The sequence below is a fragment of the Cyclobacterium sp. genome (genome assembly GCF_014762705.1).
Taxonomy (GTDB): domain Bacteria; phylum Bacteroidota; class Bacteroidia; order Cytophagales; family Cyclobacteriaceae; genus Cyclobacterium.
Genome location: NZ_JABURL010000073.1, coordinates 1 through 20,508, shown reverse-complemented (window position 1 = coordinate 20,508; position 20,508 = coordinate 1). Strand labels below are relative to the sequence as shown.

The following is a 20,508-nucleotide window of genomic DNA, read 5'->3' as shown; positions in this document are numbered from 1 at the left end:
TAAGAGACAGCTATAATATTTCCCATTTATAATTGATTTTTAACAACGGGCCAATTCAAAAAAAGGTAGTTATTTGCTGCTTAAATAAGGAAAAAAATTTTTCCTTTTGGTTTACTTGTTTGAAATAATTCAAGGCCGAAAATTAAATATGTTGATATCATTCTTAAAAATGCATTTCGCCTAAGACATTTGGTTGAATAAATAAATAAAAAAATCGGAAATATTTTTATCCCAAAATAATGCAAAAAAATTAGAAATGATGAATAGGTGTTTCCCCCTAAAAATTATTTATGAAAATTGAATATCCATAGAAATTTTCAATTAATATTAATTTGGATTTAATCCAAATAGAGTAATATTTGCATATCTATTTATAATCAATCTTAATAAATGAAACAGCATTACCTCATTCTATTCTCACTCCTGTCTATGGCCTGTTCATCCGGATCCAAAGAAAAGGATACAAATAACCAAACGATAATCACTGCCGGAGGAACCATTACGGAAATCGTTTATGAACTGGGTTTTGGTGCATCCATTATCGCCACCGACATCACTTCCACCTACCCTTTGGCTATGCAGGAATTGCCTTCCATAGGATATCGCAACCAGATAAAAGCAGAAGGCATACTGGCCTTGGGACCGGACATCCTTTTAATGGAATCTGGCTACCTGACAGCTGATGTGGTGGCACAATTGGAAACTGCTGAATTGGAAATCCATGAATTTGAAAAGCCCAAAGATCTCCCCGGTACCTATAAACTAATTGAAGCATTGGCTGAATTTTTGGAAGTACCGGAAAAAGGGAAAGCAATGGCCGCAAAATTAGACCTGGATATCCAGGAATTGGAAACTTACACCTCCAAACTAAAAATGCAGCCAAAAATGGCTTTTGTCATGGCCCGGGGGCAGGAAAACGTATTTGTGGCGGGTGAGGATACTTTTGCGGAATCTCTCCTTCAAATGGCAGCCATAACATCCGTTGGAAAAGGCTTCAAAGATTTTATCCCCCTGACCCCAGAAGCCCTGGTGTCCATGGATCCTGAATACCTGCTCATTTTTGAATCAAGCCTCCAATCCCTGGGAGGCAAAGCAGGGGTAAGAAACATCCGAGGTATAGAACAAACCAAAGCCGTTCAGCAGGATGGCATCCTGGCTTTTGATGGCCTTTATCTTTCAGGTTTTGGACCAAGAGTAGGAAAGGCAGCACTGGAGTTGGCCAAAAGTGTAAACCGCGAGGAACGATGATCCAAAACCTGGTTTATTCGAAAATGCAGCATCAAAACCTGGTACTATCCATTTTGGGTTTGGGGATGGTGATGCTTGCTGTTTTTTCCCTATCTATCGGGGCATTTTCGATTCCTTTCTCCAATGCCATTTCCATTCTATTGCAGCAGCTGGGAATTGTGTCGGGAAGTTATACTGTTCAGGAAACCAATGTGTTATTACAAATACGATTTCCCAGGGTTTTGCTGGCTATGTTGGTGGGGGGAGGACTTGGTATATCCGGAGCGGCCCTGCAAGGCCTTTTCAGAAATCCCCTGGTAGAACCCGGACTGATCGGGGTGAGCAGCGGAGGTGCCTTATTTGCTGTGGTTTTTATTGTTTTTGGGGCCTCCTTTCCCTGGATTACCGGTCTTTTTGGTAGCTTCAGTCTTCCATTATTTGCTTTTGTTGGTGGCTTGATCAACGTCCTGTTGGTTTACAAAATGGCCAATTATGGAGGCAAAACAGATATTTCCCTGTTGATCCTTGCCGGGGTTGCCCTGACTGCCCTCTCAAGTGCCTTGATAGGTCTGGCCATATTTTATGCGGATGAAGCGGCCATAAGGAATTTTACCTTCTGGAGCCTGGGGGATGTGGGGGGTGCCAATTGGAATAAGGTCAAAATTGCATTTTTACTGATTCTTGCCCCCTCTTGTTGGATCATGCTTCAATACCGCAATCTCAATGCACTGGCACTGGGGGAAAACGAGGCTTTCCACATGGGGGTGAATGTGCAAAAGGTAAAATACATTGTACTTTTTATGAGTGCCCTGGTGGTTGGCGTGGGCGTATCCATGACTGGCACCATTGGATTTGTGGGATTGATCGTCCCCCATCTGATCCGACTTTCATTTGGTGCTGATCACCGGTTGGTTTTATCAGGAGCCTTTCTATTGGGTGCCTGCCTGCTTACCGGAGCGGACCTGTTGGCCAGAACTTTGGTAATGCCTGCAGAGATGCCCATCGGAATCATTACGGCCATTATCGGATCGCCTTTTTTTATCTGGCTGATCATTAACGTGAAAAAAATAAGAACCTGATATGCTGGAAGCGAAAAACATTCATTTCTGTATCAATAATAAACCTATTGTAGACCAGGTCAGCATTCATCTGAAGCCGGGTGAGATGACCGTTTTGCTGGGACCAAATGGTGCAGGTAAGTCCACCCTCTTCAGACTATTGTCCGGGGAACTCCTATGTAAACAGGGCATGGTCAGGTACAATGGTATCTCCATCAGCGGCTTAAAACCAAAGGAACTTGCTCACCTGCGGGCGGTTATGCCCCAGCACAGTACCATGACTTTCCCTTTCCAGGCCATCGAGGTGGTAATGCTTGGACTTGTGCTTTCCAAAAAGAAATATCCGTCCAACACTGTGGAGGAGGTCATGAAGGCCACCCATACCTGGGAGCTGAAAAACCAATTATACGGTAACCTTTCCGGGGGAGAAAAGCAACGGGTTCAGCTGGCAAGGGTCTTGTGCCAGATTTGGGATATCAAAAGTTTTCCCAGGTACCTGCTTCTTGACGAACCCACTTCCAGTATGGACATTGCCCAGCAGCACCATATTCTGGAGATCATTGGGCAATTGAAACATAGAAATATCGGGATTCTGGCCATCTTACACGACCTCAACCTGGCCGCTAATTATGCCGACAATGCGGTATTGCTCAAAAATGGTACTGTAATAAAACAAGGGCCCATCCGGAAAGTGATGACTGCGGAAAACCTTCAACGAAATTTTGATTACCCCATACATGTGGAAACGGATGGACCTGCGGCCCCGATCTATGTCAGCAGCCTCCCTCCCAACAAAAAAAGTTCATACACTACTAATTTCAAATTTGCTTGATTATGGAAACTACATTGAAATATCCCTCAGCCACAGCACTAAAGGATGCCTGGGAAACCCTAAAGGCCAATCAACCGAAAACAAGAATCAGGGATGCAGCAAAAATCCTTGAGGTTTCAGAACTCGAATTACTGCTGACCACTGAAAATCCGGCACCCATTCGTTTAAAAGATGATTGGGCCAGGATCCTTCTCTCCTGCCGGGAACTGGGAAAAGTGATGGCCTTAACCAGAAATGACGGTTGTGTACTTGAACACAAGGGAAATTTCCAGAAAATCACCATCCATGGCACTGCTCCAAGCCAAATCGCCACAGTAATAGGCCCTATTGAGCAGCGGGTGTTTTTGAACAAGTGGAAATATGGTTTTGCCGTTACCACTGAAACCGCACGTGGCACCATGAGAAGCTTTCAGTTTTTTGATCAGGCGGGGGATGCAATTCTAAAAATCTACCTGCAGGAAAATAGCAACCAGGATGCGTATGACAACATGGTAGCCACCTATCGGCAAAAGAAGGAAAGTGATCCAATACAGGCCCTTCCTTTTGAGCCTCAAACCTATGCCAGTGCGGTAGACAGGGAGGCTTTTGCAAAGGATTGGGAAAATATGAAAGACACCCATGATTTTTTTGGAATGCTCCGGAAATACAATGTGCACCGCCTGGATGCCATCAAATGGATAGGAGAAAAATGGGCCTACCCTGTAGACAGGTTATCCAGCCGAAAAATCCTGGAGGTAGCATCGGATGAAAAGATGCCAATCATGATTTTCGCCGGCAACAAGGGGAACATACAAATTCATCAGGGAAAAGTGCGTACCATCCGCCAATTGGGGGATTGGCTCAACGTAATGGATCCTGATTTTAACATGCATATGGATGAAACTTGTATTGCTGAGGCATGGGTGGTTCACAAACACACTGATGATGGGCTGGTTTCCTCTTTGGAATTGTTCGACAAGGATGGCGAAATGATTGCCCAGTTATTTGGACTGAGAAAGCCCGGACTTCCTCAAAATGAACGCTGGAAAAATCTGATAGACAGTTTATAAAAAATTTCCCGGTAGAACCAGCACCGGGAAAAATTTTAGCCTTATGTATAGAATTAATCTTAATAAATATAAAATACTCGTCGGGCTATTCGGGTTGCTCATTATCCCCAAACTGGCTTTTGCCTCCGATCCAATCTATATTCAGGATGTTGAGGGCAATCCCATCCCCCATGCACTGGTGAAAATTGGAACTGAACAGGTGCTTACTGTCGGTAATGATGGCTCATTTGAGCTTCCTGATAACCTTCAGGAGGACCAGGAGATCGAAATAATTGCCATGGGTTATGATACAAGGATATTCCAGGCCAGAGAACTCAGCCAGGTAAACAAGTTCAATTTAAGGGAAAAGATTGGGCAGATGGAGGAAGTGGTGGTAGCTGCCACCCGAACCGATCGAAGTGTAGAAGATTTGCCCATGCCGGTCACCATCATTACCCGAAAGAAAATCCAGGAAACAGGGGGCATGCGGCTTTCGGAGATACTCCGTGAACAAACAGGCCTGCAGGTAGTGGGAGATCATGGCGCAGGTCTGCAAATGCAGGGACTTTCGTCGGATTATATATTGATACTTCTGGATGGAGAACCCCTGATAGGCCGGACGGCTGGTACTTTTGACCTGGATAGGATTGCAGTTTCCAATATCGAACGGATCGAAGTCCTTCGGGGTCCCTCCAGTGCGATTTATGGAAGCGAAGCCATGGCAGGAGTAATCAACATCATTACCAAAAAAAGTCAGGAAAGGATTGTTGCCAACCTGGAATCCAGGTACCGCTCGTTCAACACCCTTGACCTCAGCGGAGAGATCGGCATGAACCAGAATGACTGGAACCTTTATGCCTATTTCAACCGCTTTTCGACTGATGGATTTGATATAACTCCCGAGGTGCCCGGAAAAACCCAAAGTCCCTATCAAGCCAGTACGGCTCAATTTAAAATCGGTAAGAAAACCAAAAAGTGGAATTTTAAGGTTTATTCCCGGTTTTATAATGAAAATTCGGAAAATAGCATGCAGGTGGCTGGAGAAGGAAGTCTAAGATTGGCTGACCTGAATGGAGAACGCATGGACCTGAACCTGAACCCTACCATTAGCTTTCGTCCCAACGATCAATGGCAGATGACGCTAAGGAGCATGAGTTCCCTCTTCCAGACCCATACCCTGACGGTATTTCAAGAGGATGGATCAATTCTGGATGAGCAGGATTTCAAGCAGCATTACCACAGGACAGAATTCCAGACAGACCTTCAATTGGATTCCAAACAACTCATCACAATTGGGCTAGGTCATCTGATGGAAACCGTGGAAGCCACCAGGTATGATGACAATAATCGATTTGATGCCGGATATGTCTTTTTACAGCACCAATGGGATCCTTCAGAAAAGTGGAATCTGGTTACCGGAGTAAGGGCAGACTTGCACAGCCAGTATGGTGAAAGAATCAGTCCCAAGATTTCAGGGATGTACAAGTTCAGTGAACGATTTAGCTGGCAACTTTCACTTGGGGCAGGTTTCAAGGCCCCGGATTTCAGGCAGTTGCTGTTGAATTTCAACAATGCTTCTGCAGGCTATTATGTATTCGGGGCCAATCTGGTTCAGCAGGGCATAGCAAGATTGCAATCCCAGGGATTGGTACAACAAATGCTGCTCAACCCCAGTCAATTTGGCCAGTTAGAGGCAGAAAGTTCCCGCGCCATCAACACAGGGTTTAGGTGGAAAATCTCGGGGGACTTATTGTTTCAGGGCAATTTTTTTCAAAACAACATTTCCAATCTGATCGAAACAGCTCCGGTAGCCCGCCTGAACTCCGGCCAAAATGCCTTCTCCTATTTCAACATTGCCAGGGTAATCAGCAGGGGTGCGGAATTGGACTGGACCTTTCGGGTATCGGAAAACCTGCAATTTTCTCTGGGTTACATGTACCTGGATACAAAGGACCTGGATGTTTTGGAAAAAATCGATGCAGGAGAACTTTTCCGTCGGGATACCCAAAACCGCAGCCGGCGGGTTCAAAGGAGCGATTACGGTGGCTTATTTAACAGGAGCCGGCATAGTGGCAATGTGAAAATCAATTACCAGGAGTCCAGTACTGGTGTAAATATGGCGCTTAGAGGCATCTACAGGGGTAAATTTGGATTTGGCGATGTGAATGGGAACCTGATATTGGACGAATCCGCAGAATATGCACCCGGACTTATCAGTTGGAACCTGAGCCTTAACAAGGCCCTGAATAACGGGATCATGATCGAGGCGGGTGGATTTAACCTGTTCAACCAAACCACCATTCATACACCCAACAATCCGGGCACCATCCTTTTTGCAGGCATGAAATTACCGATTCATCAATTAATTAATCAAAATAAATAATCATTACAATGATCAAATGGAATCAAATTTTGGCAGGCATCCTTTTGCTTGCTTTTAACGCAGGATGCGAAAGTAGCGAAGTAGAAAAACCGGAAATTGACGCTCAGGCAAAAACCGTGGAAAATCTTTATGCGCCCAATGATGTGATTGACAGGAGTACCGGAGAAATTACGGAGGAGCGACCTTTCCGCTATTTCAGCCTGGAAAATAACCAGGAAACAGACAATCGGGAAGGGAATTGGGACATTGCTTTTAAAGGAACCACTCTTATCGTCAATAGCGGGACAAGCGGTTCGGGTTCCGCACAGGGCACTGTGGTGACCGCAGCCTTTGATGAATTGAATGAGGTTCCTTCCTCAGTGGAATTCCATAGCGACGGCGCAGATGGCATGGCCATTCCAACAGGTTCCGGAAACGGTTGGTACAATTACAACCCCGGCACCCATGTCATTAGTCCGATCCCGGGCCGTGTGATACTCATCAGGACCAATGCAGGCAATTATGCCAAAATGGAAATCCTATCCTATTACCAGGACAATCCTCCTCTTGCTGAAGTAGATCCTATGAGCACGCCAAGTCCCTATTATACATTTAGGTTTTTGCTTCAACCAGATGGATCAATGAATTTTTGATTTTTTAAACAGACCTCAAATCTACCTTCGGGCTGATTTGAGGTTTCATTACCATGGATTTTTTCGTTTCAGTGGTAATTAGTAGTTGACAGATAGATTGTATAACAGGAAGTTAAAATCAAACGAATCAGGATCAAATTAATCTTGGCTTGAACGGGTGGAAAGATGGTTTGATATGTAGAAATAGATTGATATGTAGCGACGATAATTCCAAACCCTGGCACCCGGAAACCTTTTGACTAAAAATACCATCAATAGATACCCGAATTGTTTGAATTAGAAATTGTTATCCACTAAACCCCAAAATACTTCAGGTGTCAAAGGCTTGTTTGCAAATTCTTTTACTGAAGGAATGGTTGCAGCCCTATCTTTGTCTCCCGGATTAAAACTGGTGGTAAGAATGGACACTACGACTCGGTCATGAATATCCTTTGATAATTCATCATATGCTTCCAAAAACTCCCAACCGTCCATACCCGGCATATTAATATCCAAAAAAACAATGCCTGGCTGAGGAGAATTGGCATATACTCCTTTACCAAGTAAATAGTCAAGCCCTTCTTTGGCCGAATTCACGGATTGAATATGCACCCATTCACATTCTTCTTCCAAAATCATTGTATGGTAGAAATTTGTTGCTTCATCATCGTCAATGAGCAAGACACAATCCAACTTGTTATTTGGTTCTCTCATAAAATTTTTGCCAGTGTAAAATAAAAAGAGCTTCCTTCCTCCTTTTTTGATTTAACCCATATTTTCCCACCGTGAAGCTCAACGATTTTGCGACAATAGGCCAAGCCCAGACCAGTACCTTCGAACTCTTCTACATTGTGCAAACGTTGAAAAATCAAAAATATTTTATCATAATCTGCCTCCGCAATCCCAATGCCATTGTCCTTTACACAGAATGTCACTCGCCTTTTACCCACCTTGGCGCTTACTTCGATGATTGGAAACACTCCTGCTTTTGAGAATTTCAGCCCATTGCTGATCAGGTTCTGAAATAAAATGCGTAATTCCAAAGGATTACCTTTCACCAGGGGTAACTCTTTGAAAATGACTCTGCCCTTGCTGGCCGCCAGAGCCGCATCCAGGTCCTGTACAATGGTGCCTACCAACTCCTGACAGTCCACCAACTCATAATCCCGCTTATTTCCTAATCTGCTAAAATCCAACAGTCCTTTGATAAGCGCTGACATTCTATTGGTAGAAGATGTCACATATCCTAACATCTTTTTCCCTTGATCGTCAAAGTTTGAATAATATTTTTTGGAAATCAAATGGGCCATGTTGCCAATGGTCCGAAGCGGCTCTTGCAAATCATGACTGGTAATACTTGTGAAACGCTCAAGTTCCCGGTTTTTCTCCAGCAACTCCTTATTCAAATTTTCGAGTTGTATTTTATGATCGGATAACAGCTGCTGCTTAAGATCCAATTCCTTTACCTTCTCCAACAAGGCCGAAGAACTTTCAGATAGTTGATCGTTGGTCCTTTCAAGACTGAAAAAGCCGCTCCTCGCAATGAATACGAGAGTAAAGCAGGTCCAAATGACAACCAAAGAAATAACCATATTTAAATTGGAAAGATCACTCTGGTTACCAACGATTTCTTTGCTTTCAATGACAGCGGAGATAGTTAAAAAAGAACAGATAACCGCTGTAAAAACGCTTGCATACTTGCCTGGAATAAGCCAACTGTATAAAATAACAATGGCATGCATACTGGCTACTGCAACCGTGCTATCTGTATTCAGGTCTATCAGGTAAACAACTCCAGCAATAAATGAAGCCATGAAAACCAAAATGGCCGTTTGAATAAACATTCCATATGGGCGAATGGAAAACATTATTCCTTCTTGCTTTTCAAAAGGGTTTTTAATTCGAGAATTTCCTTTTCATACTGAATGAGCTGCTTTTCCATCTGGTAGGTTTTCAATTCGTTTTTGGGCTTCACTTCTATTAACTTTGGCAAATCCCTGATGAGCACAAAGGAAGTTGCCAAACTTACCAGAGCAGTCATTAACCTCACCAGGGCACTTAGCCGATAACCAGGCCACCAAAACATCAATGCATCAATCAGATGAGTACTTCCACAAAGGATGATAAACGCTCCGAAAAGCCAAAAAACTGGCAAAAAGGGGAGATTATGCCGTTTTTGGGTAAAAAAGATAATTATGGCCGGAATCACAAAATAAGCCAACCAAATGGCAATGTCGCTAGTGATATATAACCAACCGTGAAATGAGCTCCATTGCCCGCACACCCAACGTGCCGGCCAATCGTCGGCCAGAAATAGTTTGGTAAGAAATTCCTCCACTTGCTCCATATAATAATATCAATTTTTTATAGAAGTAAATGTAAGGGAGGTCTTTGAAAAATAAAACTAAAACCGATTAAATAGAGTGTTAAGATGCAGCTTTCATCACAATGAAAAATTTTGCACTCTTTCCAAGACTCAGTAGCTGGCAAAAGTTTCCGTACCTGTTATTTATTTCTCATTTTACCTCTACCTGAGCAGGTTTCAAGCTGATTCCTCATTGGTCCAATAATATTGGGTAAATGAAATCTGGGGATTTTTTCTTCAAAAGGATAAACTAATCATAGGAGAATATAGGGCATTGAACGCAATCTTTATTGTAAAATCATTTAAGTAAGTAAGGAGATTTATATCTCAGGATACAGATAGCAAAAAATTCCCATTTGCCAGTATATGTGACAAATGGGAAAATGTTTTTAAGCGGATACCTTTTCTCCTGCCTTCACTTTCTTCTTGTCGTAGAACAGGCGGATAACAAACACAAACAAAGCCAGAATACCAATGGCAAAAATGGTGTCCCCTATTACCCGTAACCACCTCAAGGTGTTCATGACGGGCTGCTGGAGAAACTCAGCTGAGCGGGCATACCACATGCCCTCATTGACACTGGCCACCGTCTGCAGCAAACCAACAGGCAACAGACTCAAAATGGCCATCAGCATCAGCCCGATATTGATCGACCAAAAAGAGAACCCAATCAATTTATTGTTCCAAACTTGATTTCTGTAAAGGCTTCTCAAAACAAAGAGCATCAAACCGATACCCAACATCCCGTAGACCCCAAACAAGGCAGTATGCCCATGTAAAGGTGTGGTATTCAATCCCTGCATGTAGTATAGGGCTATTGGTGGATTGATCAGAAAACCAAAGATTCCTGCTCCCAGAAAATTCCAGAAAGCCACCGAAATCAGGCAGTAAATAGGCCACTTGTAATCCTTGAGCCATTCTGTGGATTTGCTCAAGCGGTAATTGTGAAAGGCCTCAAAACCAATCAATAAAAGCGGCACGACTTCCAAAGCACTAAATGTGGCACCCAGGGCCATTACTGATTTTGGTGTACCGGTAAAATACAAATGGTGAAAGGTGCCTAAAATTCCACCGGCCAAAAAGATGACTGTTGCAAAAATCACTGCTGTACTGGCTGATTTAATATGTAGCAGCCCCATTCTGGTAAACAGGAAGGCTGCAACCACTGTGGCAAAAACTTCAAAGAACCCCTCTACCCATAGGTGGACAACCCACCATCTCCAATATTCTGCAATGGCCAGGTTGGTCTGTCTTCCCCACATCAATCCTGCGGCAAAGAACAAGGCAATTGCAGCGCAGGAAATTAAAAACATGGTCAGCAAGTGCTTTTCGTTGGTATTGCTTTTAAAAACCGGTATCATGGGCCGTATCATCAGGGTCAACCAAATAAACAAACCGATTAATAAAAAAGCCTGCCAAAAACGGCCCAGTCCAACATATTCGTATCCCTGATGCCCAAACCAGAAATTTTCCACATAGCCCATTTTTTGCATGATGCCCATCCATTGACCGGCCATGGAGCCCACCACGATTACCAGCAATGCCACAAAAAGAAAATTGACACCAACCTTTTGAAATTTTGGATCCCTCCCGGTAAGGGATGGAGCAATGTATAAACCGGTGGCCAACCATGCCGTGGCAATCCAGTAAATGGCCAATTGAACATGCCAGGTCCGGGATGCGGCATAAGGCAGAATTTCAGCCAATGGGAATCCATAAAGCAGATTGCCCTCTACACCATAATGGGCGGTAATCACTCCCATTACCACCTGAACCAATATCAACAGATTGACTACCCAAAAGTATTTCTCCACTGCTTTCATGGATGGGGTGATATTCTGCCTCATCAAAGGGTCCTCATGCGGGGCCTCAATTTCCTCCTCCCTGTTTTTGGCGTAATAGAAAACCAATAAGCCCGTACCAAAGAGCAGCATGATCACACTGAATCCGGTCCAAAGCAACAGATCACCAGTGGCTTTATTGCCGATCAATTCATCCGAAGGCCAATTATGGGTATAACTGATGTCATCTCCTGGCCTTTCTGTAACACAGGCCCAACTTGCCCAGAAAAAAAAGGCATTCATATCCTTCATCCGCTGTGGGTCCTGAATGGCATTCTCGGGAATGGAATAATAATTTCTTAACTCCTCCAATTCCTTACTGCCCATAAACAAGCCTTTATAATATTCACTTAAAACCTGAAAAGCCTCATACCGGGTGGATGAAATGGTGAGCGTCTCACTTTCAGGATCATAAGTATTTTTGCGGATTTCTTGCTGAAGCCTGGTTCTGAGTGCCGCCTTGTCTTCTTCAGGCGCACTTTCATAATCAGCAAATCCTTCTTCACGAGCCATTCCATTCAAAAAAAACAACGCCTCCCGGTGCAACCAATCTGCTGTCCAGTCCGGTGCAAGGTAAGCTCCATGACCCCAAATGGACCCTACCTCCTGCCCTCCCATACTTTGCCAGGCATTCTGCCCGTCACGGATATCCTGCCCTGTAAACAGGACCGTTCCGGATTCGTCCACTACTTCCTCTGGAATGGGCGGTGCCTCCTGGTATATTTCATACCCATAATACCCCAATACGGCAAAAGAAATGCCTACCACTAAAGAAAATACAATCCATAATTTTTTTTCGGTTTTCATAATGACAAAGTTTGAAGTGGACCATGAAATCCATATTACCTTTGTTTAAAGGTAATAGGATATATTTATCCTTTATTTGGGTCAAATATATGAATTTTATTTTTTTGTAAAAATGTTTAAAATAAAGGAGTAGGAAGAAAACGGAAGCTCCTTCGGATGTAAAACGGCATTACCCAGGCGATACATCAAGGGATACTTCCAAAACACTTGCCGGCCAGGCAGCTGGTAGACTCCCTGGCCTGCACCAAAAAATCAGGGTGAAAATCAAGAAACGATTTTGAACAACTGATTCAAAATCAATTGAGATTACTTACTTATTGTTTGGTATAACCAGATGCATACATCCAACCATTGCCAGGTCATTAATTGGATTATTTCACTCGAATTGTCCACATCTCTATTTTTGTTGGCAATATGGATGTGGGAAATGGAGGCACCTATGTCCAACCGCATGGCGGTGAATTTGCCAGGGAGGCAACAGCATGGTACTAGTAATGGGAATGACAATGATGTGGTAGATATTTTAAAAAATCACCATTCTAATTGGATTAGGCTACGGCTATTTGTAGATCCCAGCACGGAAAACGGTTACCCAAAGCAGGGCTATTGTGGCTTGGAAAAAAACCTGGAAATGGCTAAGTAAGAGGGTAAAGGAATTCGGAATGGCACGGTACATTGGATAATATGGAGGCCAACCTGACAAAAATGGCCCACATGTATCAACGACCTATCATAGTGGTGGAATATAAAGCACATAAAAAAGCCGTAAATGAGACCGTCAAAAAACTGCCTAACCGCTTGGGTCTTGGTAAGTTTATCTGGGAAGCCGCTTCTACCAGGTGGGGCAACCTTTTTGACAAAAATGGTGCAGCAAACGAAAACATAGAATTTTAGCCGGAATTTTACCAAAACTACTTCCAATAAAATCAACAGCTTGTATTTCAAGGTTGGAATTAAGGCAATTGCATTTTTCACAGGGTAAGAAAAACCAGCAACAGGGAAAGTTTTACCTACCATTCGTTTCAGCTACCTTTCTTTTACAAAAATTATTTTATTTATTGATTCCTGTAGAAATCCTGACAAGTAAACCCGCTCCATCCCTGGCTACAGATGGTTTTAAAGTAGAAAGGATTCTCTGTTGTTGTTTAATTCAATATCTATCTCAATTTACTCAAAATAAACCCAATAATTATGAAAACCACGTTCACAATTGCTCTGATGTTTCTGGTGACTATCCTTTATGCCCAATCATCTGAACATGCCTCCATCAAAGAAGCTTTGACATCCGAAACAACGGCCTATATGAATAGGGATTACGATGCCTGGGCGTCACATTGGGATTCCAGCAGGGAAGTATCCTTTTTGGTAACAAATATGGAATTGAGAGCCAACAACTGGGAGGAGATCAGCAGTACCATGAAGGAAGATATGCAAACCAATTCCAGTCCGATTCAGGCCACCTTGGAAACCTCTGACTTTGACATTTCCGTTATGGGTAATCAGGCCTTTGTAGTCTATGTTCAGAACATGAAAGCAGGAGATCAGAATTACAAAACCTATGAGGTGCGTAACCTCCGCAAGGTAAGGGGACAATGGAAACTGGCAGCGATGATCTCAAGTAAAATGGGAGAAGAATAAAATCATTTTGGTCCTGTTCCCTATTCATTAAATCGAGATAATTTTTAAATAATCCCTATTTTTGAATATCATGGATCGAGCGCCAATTCAAATGCCTTAAACCACTATATCTTCCTAATTCGTATCCCTATGAGCACTTTTTATAATTCAAAAAACAAAGTCTATGCAGAAATTTCAGCATTAACCCCTACTATAACTGCAGATCTGAAAAGCAAAGAATTGCTACCCAGAGGTTCGGCACTTTTGACCGGTGCAGGGAAATTAGCTCCTGACATATCTGCGATTTTTCATGCGGCAACGGGAACCATGATGCCCTATTTTCCATCGCAGATATATTATGAGCCATCCCTCCTATCTGTAGAAAATGCCATTTCGGCCTGCTTTGCTTTGGGAAAAGCAAACGGGAATACACGCCTGGCAATTCCATATATTGGGGGTAAAATTTTTAAAGGAAGGATTTTTGAAGGACAAGGAGTAAGCGAGGAAGATCAAAATAATAAACTGGTAGCCTCTATTGTGGGAGCAAGCATCATTAACGCAAAATTAACAGGCTTAGACTTCTGCTTTGTCGTTTTCGATACCGCTACGAATCTACTTTTCAGCCATGAAATCAAAAAATCATATGATGAGGTCGATTTTTCAAAACAATTGATGGTAGGCGATATTGTTGATTTTTCCCTGCATCAGTGTGATGGGATTGTCAATGCCGCTAATATGGAAGTCCAGTTCGGCGGAGGCATTTCGGGTGCCATTGCCAAAGCCAGTCAGGATCAGGATAACATTGACAAGGAGGCCAGGTCTGGAATTATCCAATTTTGGGCCGATTATGAGGCTGGGCAATAGCTTTTGCGTAAAGCCCGAAAAATCTAAAGACACCAAACAGATTAACCCGCCGCCCCCCTTGTATTAGAAGTAGAGTCCTCGCAAAATGCTTTTTTAAATTTGGTTTAAATATTTTGACTTAAAGTTAAAAGTAAAAGGGAAAGGATGCCATTACCAGGCCCTTTCCCTTTTACTTAATGTTCAATTGATCGATCAATTACCTACAAGACCCATTATTCAGTCGGCAGCCAACATTTGGGGATCAAAGGCCAATCTGGCCAATCGGTATTTCTTTTTGTATTGTCCGTACACCACCATTTCGAAATCACCGGTCTGGGTATTCACAGGCGTAATCGTCATGAGATTCCTGTTGCTGTTCATAGATAAAGAGCTTCGGCTAACATTTCCGTTACTATCCAGTGTTGCGACAGACATCATGTGTTCTTTGTAGCTTTTGGGAGTAAACCTGGCAACTTTACCCTTTCCGTTGTAGCCAAGATTTTTTACGTTGTCATTGAACACAAAATACAGGTTGTTGTTGATCATGGACACCGAATAGGAAAAAAAGAAGCCTTCATCTCCGGTGGATTTTTGGTTTTTTACTATTTTTTTTGCCCATTTGCGCGTCCCATTGGGATCAAATTCCGCTATTACAATACTGCCGTACTCATAGTGAAATGTGGTGCTGGTAGTAGTCATGCCTGATCCGGCGGAACTTCCAGTTGAGCTTGAAACCCATTCATACCGGTCCTCACCTACAAAGGCCACAGATCCATCGCTTTTAATGATAATTTCGTCTAAAAAGAAATAGGAGTCCTCCACCGATTTTCCTTTTTTCAATTTCTTGGAGGTCTTTTTCGCTTTGCCTTCAGAAAGACCACGTGTGAGAAAAGTTGCATCAAAAGCTTCGGTTTTCTGATGAAGAACAGTTTGGCTATTTCCATCCATTTTCAGAAAATAAGTGCCCCCGGTACTTTTGTCCGCATTGGCCTCTTCCGTGTAAAATCCCCCAAAATAAACATGGCCGTCTTGATTTACCTGAATATTGGCCGCATTGATTTGATATTCTTCCAAATTTATTTTTTTGTGAAGTGCCTTATTTCCATTTTCGGAAATACTGATCAGGGTAAAAAAATATTTTTCCGGCTTAAATAAAGAAGTAATTTTATAGGCCGCATTATCAAGCTGGCTTTTGCTAAGCAGGTGTGCATTTCCATTGCTATCCAGTAGTGCATTTACCAAATCCAGTTCATCGGAATCTGCCTGTAATGTTTCATCCCGTGTCCAAAGCGGTTTAAACTGCTGATCCATAACGAGAAGGTTGACCCCTTTCTGCTTCTTACTGACATCGCCACTTTCCCGGACTATCAGGAGTTTGTCCTCATCCGGTGTAGGATAAAAGTGGAATTTTGGGCTGGTTATTCTCAAATTAATACCCAATCCGCCTATTCCCGGCTTAGCCTTCTTATCTTCGGCAGCCATTACAAACTGACTTTTTCCGGCCAACCGGAGATTTTGAGCATCCAGGGCTACCCGGTACAAGCCTTCTTGCTCCCCTTTACCGGGATCCGTTGTATAAAAGAGCCACAATTGCTTGTTCCATTGCAGGATGTGCTCAAAATCAGGCTTGCCCGCCAGGTCCAGTTTGGAAAGGTCCACACTCTTTAGCAAGCGGAGATTTTGATCGTATTTCTCTAAATAAGGTAGTTTTTTTGATTCCTGAAGTTCCTGTCGGATTTTCCTTTTGATCAGGTAGTAGCCGGAATCATCAGTTGCTGCTACCTCTGATAAAGTCATTCCCATGTTGAACTTCATTTCATTTCCCCACTTCAATTGAGCGTTATCAGGAAGTTTTTGGCCAAACAAAAAAGAATGGACCATACATAGACAAAGGAAAAGTGTTGCCTTTTTCATAGTTTAAAGATTTAGTAAATAAATAGGATAAATAATAAAATAAAATAAGTTTCAAAAGGATCTTATATGGGATATTTGGATGAATTAAGGCATGCTGTTATGTCCAGTATACTCATCATGTGCGGCTACAATTGCTGCAGAAATTTTTTTATTCATAGCTGTTTATAAAAGTTCAAAAAACAATTTACATGCAATAAAATACATTTTAATAAATATAAAAAGTATTTTTTAAAAAATAGTTTTAAATTTCAAAGGCAAGGAAAAAATCCATTCACAGGAAAAAGACAAATTGGGCAATTCCGTCCGGTCCTACTTAATCCTGCCAGGGAGGTTTAAAGGGCTACAAGACCCATAAAGAAAGAAAAATATCAAGGCACAAAATTCCTCCTCATCACCATCTTCCAATTCCCCCTGGGTAAATTCAGGATAATCCGGTTTTATGCAGGCCCTTCATCTTTTTGCCTTTAATTTATTTTTAGTCACATTTTAAATCTTCTCATGAAAATTAATTTTGGAATTATAGGGAAAAGCTTGATCACTTGTGACACTTTTATGGGTTCTTTCGTCTTTGGCCTTCCTTTCAGTTTCCGGAGCATGGAGTCGGGAAATCCTTAACTACAGGCATGGATGCCTCAATCCTTAAAGATATAGTAGCTTTAGATCATTTAACCACGGTGGAAAACAAGAGCGTTTACAACATCTATACCGTGGAATTTGGCGATCAGGTTCAGAAGAAGGAGTTGGTAGGGTCTCCCTGGAATGATATGTCGCCAGTTTTTTCACCGGCTAATGAAAATATTCTCGCCTTTGTATCGGATAGGTCCGGAACCCGACAAGTCTGGACCTTTAATAGCTTCAGCGGAAAAGTCAACCAGGTTTCATTTTTTCAGGATATTGATCGCATAGGTTCTGACACAAGCCTGAGCTGGACTGATCAGGGTCGATCACTTGCATTACCTGTCGATAGTATTGATTGCCAGACCTGCTTCAGTCCAGGCATTCCTCCGGGCTGCCAGATAACTGATATCTACCCAAACTTCTCCTTCCTTTGTGGCCGTTTGTTCTATACTGCTCAGGGCCAAACTGCCACAACTGGCCACCTGAAATAACCGACTTTAATTTTCGTTTTCATCATTGTTTTATTTTTGTGAAAGTGTTAACTAAAGATCCCTCCATGGAAGGTTAAAGCTTGTATTTAACGGTAAACAAGCAGGAAGTTTCTATATGTTTTTGCCGCAAAAGAAACAAGTGAATTGATTCATTAAAATAAACGGTGATGTTATTTTGTCCCTGGTCTTATATCCGGAGAACCCTCCTTACCGGTCACATTTTTTTATTTAGAAGTTTCCCCAAACCCTATTGCTTACAAATAAAATAATTTTATAACGCTGAATATCAGATATTTAAATTGAAAATTTTTTCTCATTAATCAAATATTAATGAATTATTCACCTCTTCCAGATTAAGTTGGGGCATCTTGAAAAATTGGTAAAGATAAAAACCTGTTTAAGGAAATTATCGGAACTGAATAAGAATTTGTCCAGAGGATGTAACTATTTCTAACAATAAACCCCTTTCACTATGCACTATTTTACTCCACCCTAAGTAAAGGTTCAATCGCCTTAATTCGTTTGCCCAATTAGTAGTTACAAAAAATAATTGAATCAAAACTTATGAAAAGAATTTACGCAATAACCCTCATTTTCCTTTTCCCGCTTTGCCTGGCTGCCCAGGACCGGGAAATAAAGGGAACGGTGACAGATGTCGCCGATGGCAGCACCTTACCAGGGGTCAATATCATTGCAATTAGCGATGGAGAGCAGGTAGGTGGAACAATTACGGATATCGACGGAAACTATTCTATTGGTGTGTCTGATAATGCCAACCAATTGACTTTTGTTTTTATTGGAATGGAAACGGTAACCGAAGAAATCGGATCGAGAACTACCATAAATGTCGCCTTGGCCTCCAATCAGGAAGAATTGGACGAATTTATTGTAGTAGGGTATGGATTTGCAGAAAAGGCCACCTTGACAGGGGCTGTCAGTTCTATTGAAAATAAAGAAATCCAAACTGCTACCCACTCCAGCCTTGCCCAAAAATTGCAGGGAAAAGTAGCCGGGTTGAATATCCGCCAAAATTCCGGGCAACCGGGTTCATTTGATAATTCCATCAATATCCGTGGTTTCGGAACCCCCATGTTCGTAATTGATGGGATTATCCGTAATGACCCGGGTGCTTTCCAGCGAATTAATCCCGATGATATTGAAAGTATTTCCGTCCTAAAGGATGCCTCTGCCGCAGTTTATGGAATTGGCGCGGCAAATGGAGTTGTAATCGTAACTACCAAACAGGGAAACCGCGGAAAAACTTCCTTTACCTACAATGCAGTGACAGGAATCACCAGGCCTACCGATGTACCCCAGATGGCTTCCACAGCCCAATATGCCCAAATGAGGAACGATGCAAATATTTATGGCCCTGGTGCCGGTATTCCCTACTATACACAGGATGAACTTCAAAAATACCTGGATGGAACCTTACCCGGATATACCAATGTGGATTGGTATGATGCCACGATGAAAGATCAGGCGGTGCAGACCCAACACAACTTATCTGCCAGTGGCGGAGGTGAGAAAGTACTCTATTATTTTGGTATGGAGTATGTAAAAGACGGTGGTTTATTGAGAAGTGGGGACATGGACTATAATCGGGTAAATTTGAGAAGCAATATAACCGCTGACCTTACAAAAAACCTGAGAGCGAGGGTGATGATATCCGGTCGGTATGATAAACAATCCCAGCCCGGAGACAATTTTTTTAATATTTTCAAAACCACCCGGGTGACCCTTCCCACGGAGCGACCCTTTGCCAACGATAACCCACAGTATCCGGGATTTGTCTCTTCAGGTTTCCAAACCCCAACGGTATTGGCTGACCGCGATTTGTCCGGATATACGGAAGTAGAAAACAGGGCCATCCAAACAATGGCGGAACTGCGATTTGCTGTGCCTTTTGTAAAAGACCTGTTCATTACAGGAACCGGATCTTTTGATACCGGAAATACCATGAATAAAAACCTGTATAAAGGGTTCACCACTTACACGTATACCCCGGCAACAGATACCTATAACCCCTTGGTCCAAAGAGCCGATCAAAATATCAATGCACGGACAGACGTGGGTAATACCTATACGCTCCGGTTATCGGCAGATTATAAAACCCGGATAGGGCCAAAACATGATATTTCCGGAACCTTGGTGGCGGAGCAGATCAAGGGATGGAGCAGATGGCAGTTTGCAAGACGGTATTACGGTGATTTTTATACCAGTGACCAGATTAGATTTGCCGGACAAACAAATCTTCAGAACGACGGACAGGATAATGAGAACTCACGAATCAGTTACATAGGGAGGGTAAACTATGGCTTTTCACAAAAATACTTAATTGAAGGAGCATTCAATTACAATGGTTCCTACCGGTATCACCCCGACAGGCGATTTGGTTTTTTCCCGGTAGTCTCAGTGGGATGGAGAATATCAGAGGAAAACTTTATACTAAATAATTTTCCGGCTGTCAATGAATTGAAACTTCGCGGTTCTTATGGAGTGATTGGTTCGGATGAAGGGGCTCCCTTTCAGTACCTTCCCGGATTTACCTTTGGTGGGGTAAGTACCTGGGAATTTTCCAATAATAACCTGACCAATGGATTGGCATCACCGGCCATTACCAACAGTTTATTGACCTGGTCCACCAACCACTTATCGGACATCGGTTTTGATCTGACCATGTGGAATGGAAAATTGGAGGTGGTAGCGGACTTCTACAACAGGGAGCGAAAGGGACAACTGGCCCGGCGAAATATTTCCCTTCCCAACACATTTGGTGGCACCTTGCCCGAAGAAAACCTGAATAGCAGCCGGCAGGTTGGTTTTGAATTCGCCCTTGGGCACACCAATACGATCAATGATTTTCCATACAA

The 20,508-nt window shown here is 42.7% G+C and carries 17 protein-coding genes; 12 read left to right on the top strand and 5 right to left on the bottom strand.

Annotation, left to right across the window (positions count from 1 at the left end):
* The first annotated feature begins 390 nt into the window (after positions 1 to 390).
* From HUJ21_RS13630 to HUJ21_RS13605, 6 genes are read left to right on the top strand one after another with little or no spacing between them, the layout of a single operon-like run.
* Entirely contained in the window at positions 391 to 1,248 is an 858-nt protein-coding gene (locus tag HUJ21_RS13630; protein ID WP_291370674.1) for an ABC transporter substrate-binding protein, read from the top strand.
* A complete protein-coding gene (locus tag HUJ21_RS13625; RefSeq protein ID WP_291370672.1) occupies positions 1,245 to 2,306 on the top strand; it encodes an iron ABC transporter permease in 1,062 nt (353 codons plus the stop codon). Before HUJ21_RS13630 ends, HUJ21_RS13625 begins: the two co-directional genes overlap by 4 nt.
* A gap of 1 nt (position 2,307) precedes the next feature.
* Entirely contained in the window at positions 2,308 to 3,117 is an 810-nt protein-coding gene (locus tag HUJ21_RS13620) for a heme ABC transporter ATP-binding protein (RefSeq protein ID WP_291370670.1), read from the top strand.
* Between the two features lie 2 nt (positions 3,118 to 3,119).
* Positions 3,120 to 4,166 (top strand): ChuX/HutX family heme-like substrate-binding protein, encoded by a 1,047-nt coding sequence (locus HUJ21_RS13615; RefSeq protein WP_291370668.1) that lies wholly within the window; start codon positions 3,120 to 3,122, stop codon positions 4,164 to 4,166.
* A gap of 43 nt (positions 4,167 to 4,209) precedes the next feature.
* A complete protein-coding gene (locus HUJ21_RS13610; protein WP_291370666.1) occupies positions 4,210 to 6,528 on the top strand; it encodes a TonB-dependent receptor in 2,319 nt (772 codons plus the stop codon).
* A gap of 8 nt (positions 6,529 to 6,536) precedes the next feature.
* Positions 6,537 to 7,160 (top strand): HmuY family protein, encoded by a 624-nt coding sequence (locus HUJ21_RS13605; protein ID WP_291370665.1) that lies wholly within the window; start codon positions 6,537 to 6,539, stop codon positions 7,158 to 7,160.
* Positions 7,161 to 7,436: 276 nt separating this feature from the next.
* Here the strand turns inward: HUJ21_RS13605 and HUJ21_RS13600 are convergent, their stop codons facing one another.
* From HUJ21_RS13600 to HUJ21_RS13585, 4 genes are all read right to left on the bottom strand, one after another.
* Positions 7,437 to 7,853, bottom strand: a complete 417-nt coding sequence (locus HUJ21_RS13600) for a response regulator (RefSeq protein WP_291370663.1) — start codon at positions 7,851 to 7,853, stop codon at positions 7,437 to 7,439.
* Positions 7,850 to 9,007, bottom strand: coding sequence for an ATP-binding protein (locus tag HUJ21_RS13595; protein WP_291370661.1), 1,158 nt, complete (start codon positions 9,005 to 9,007; stop codon positions 7,850 to 7,852). The genes HUJ21_RS13600 and HUJ21_RS13595 overlap by 4 nt, the downstream gene beginning before the upstream one ends.
* Complete coding sequence (locus HUJ21_RS13590) at positions 9,007 to 9,486, bottom strand: hypothetical protein (protein ID WP_291370659.1); 480 nt, start codon at positions 9,484 to 9,486, stop codon at positions 9,007 to 9,009. Before HUJ21_RS13590 ends, HUJ21_RS13595 begins: the two co-directional genes overlap by 1 nt.
* A 407-nt stretch (positions 9,487 to 9,893) precedes the next feature.
* Positions 9,894 to 12,152, bottom strand: a complete 2,259-nt coding sequence (locus tag HUJ21_RS13585) for a nitric-oxide reductase large subunit (protein ID WP_291370657.1) — start codon at positions 12,150 to 12,152, stop codon at positions 9,894 to 9,896.
* A 334-nt stretch (positions 12,153 to 12,486) separates the two neighbouring features.
* On the opposite strand from HUJ21_RS13585, the gene HUJ21_RS13580 reads away from it, so the two are divergent.
* The 4 genes from HUJ21_RS13580 (at position 12,487) to HUJ21_RS13565 (ending at position 14,633) form a co-directional block, all read left to right on the top strand.
* Entirely contained in the window at positions 12,487 to 12,795 is a 309-nt protein-coding gene (locus HUJ21_RS13580; protein ID WP_291370656.1) for a glycosyl hydrolase 53 family protein, read from the top strand.
* Between the two features lie 71 nt (positions 12,796 to 12,866).
* Positions 12,867 to 13,046 (top strand): hypothetical protein, encoded by a 180-nt coding sequence (locus tag HUJ21_RS13575; RefSeq protein WP_291370654.1) that lies wholly within the window; start codon positions 12,867 to 12,869, stop codon positions 13,044 to 13,046.
* Positions 13,047 to 13,343: 297 nt separating this feature from the next.
* Positions 13,344 to 13,790: a nuclear transport factor 2 family protein gene (locus HUJ21_RS13570; protein ID WP_291370653.1), complete on the top strand. Its 447-nt coding sequence runs from the start codon at positions 13,344 to 13,346 to the stop codon at positions 13,788 to 13,790.
* Positions 13,791 to 13,919: 129 nt separating this feature from the next.
* Complete coding sequence (locus HUJ21_RS13565) at positions 13,920 to 14,633, top strand: hypothetical protein (protein WP_291370651.1); 714 nt, start codon at positions 13,920 to 13,922, stop codon at positions 14,631 to 14,633.
* Between the two features lie 216 nt (positions 14,634 to 14,849).
* Here the strand turns inward: HUJ21_RS13565 and HUJ21_RS13560 are convergent, their stop codons facing one another.
* Positions 14,850 to 16,526: a hypothetical protein gene (locus tag HUJ21_RS13560; protein ID WP_291370649.1), complete on the bottom strand. Its 1,677-nt coding sequence runs from the start codon at positions 16,524 to 16,526 to the stop codon at positions 14,850 to 14,852.
* A 623-nt stretch (positions 16,527 to 17,149) separates the two neighbouring features.
* Here HUJ21_RS13560 and HUJ21_RS13555 point away from each other — a divergent pair.
* Both HUJ21_RS13555 and HUJ21_RS13550 read left to right on the top strand, forming a co-directional pair.
* Positions 17,150 to 17,635, top strand: coding sequence for a hypothetical protein (locus HUJ21_RS13555; protein WP_291370647.1), 486 nt, complete (start codon positions 17,150 to 17,152; stop codon positions 17,633 to 17,635).
* A gap of 564 nt (positions 17,636 to 18,199) precedes the next feature.
* A partial coding sequence (locus tag HUJ21_RS13550) for a SusC/RagA family TonB-linked outer membrane protein (protein ID WP_291370645.1) occupies positions 18,200 to 20,508 on the top strand: 2,309 nt, incomplete at its 3' end.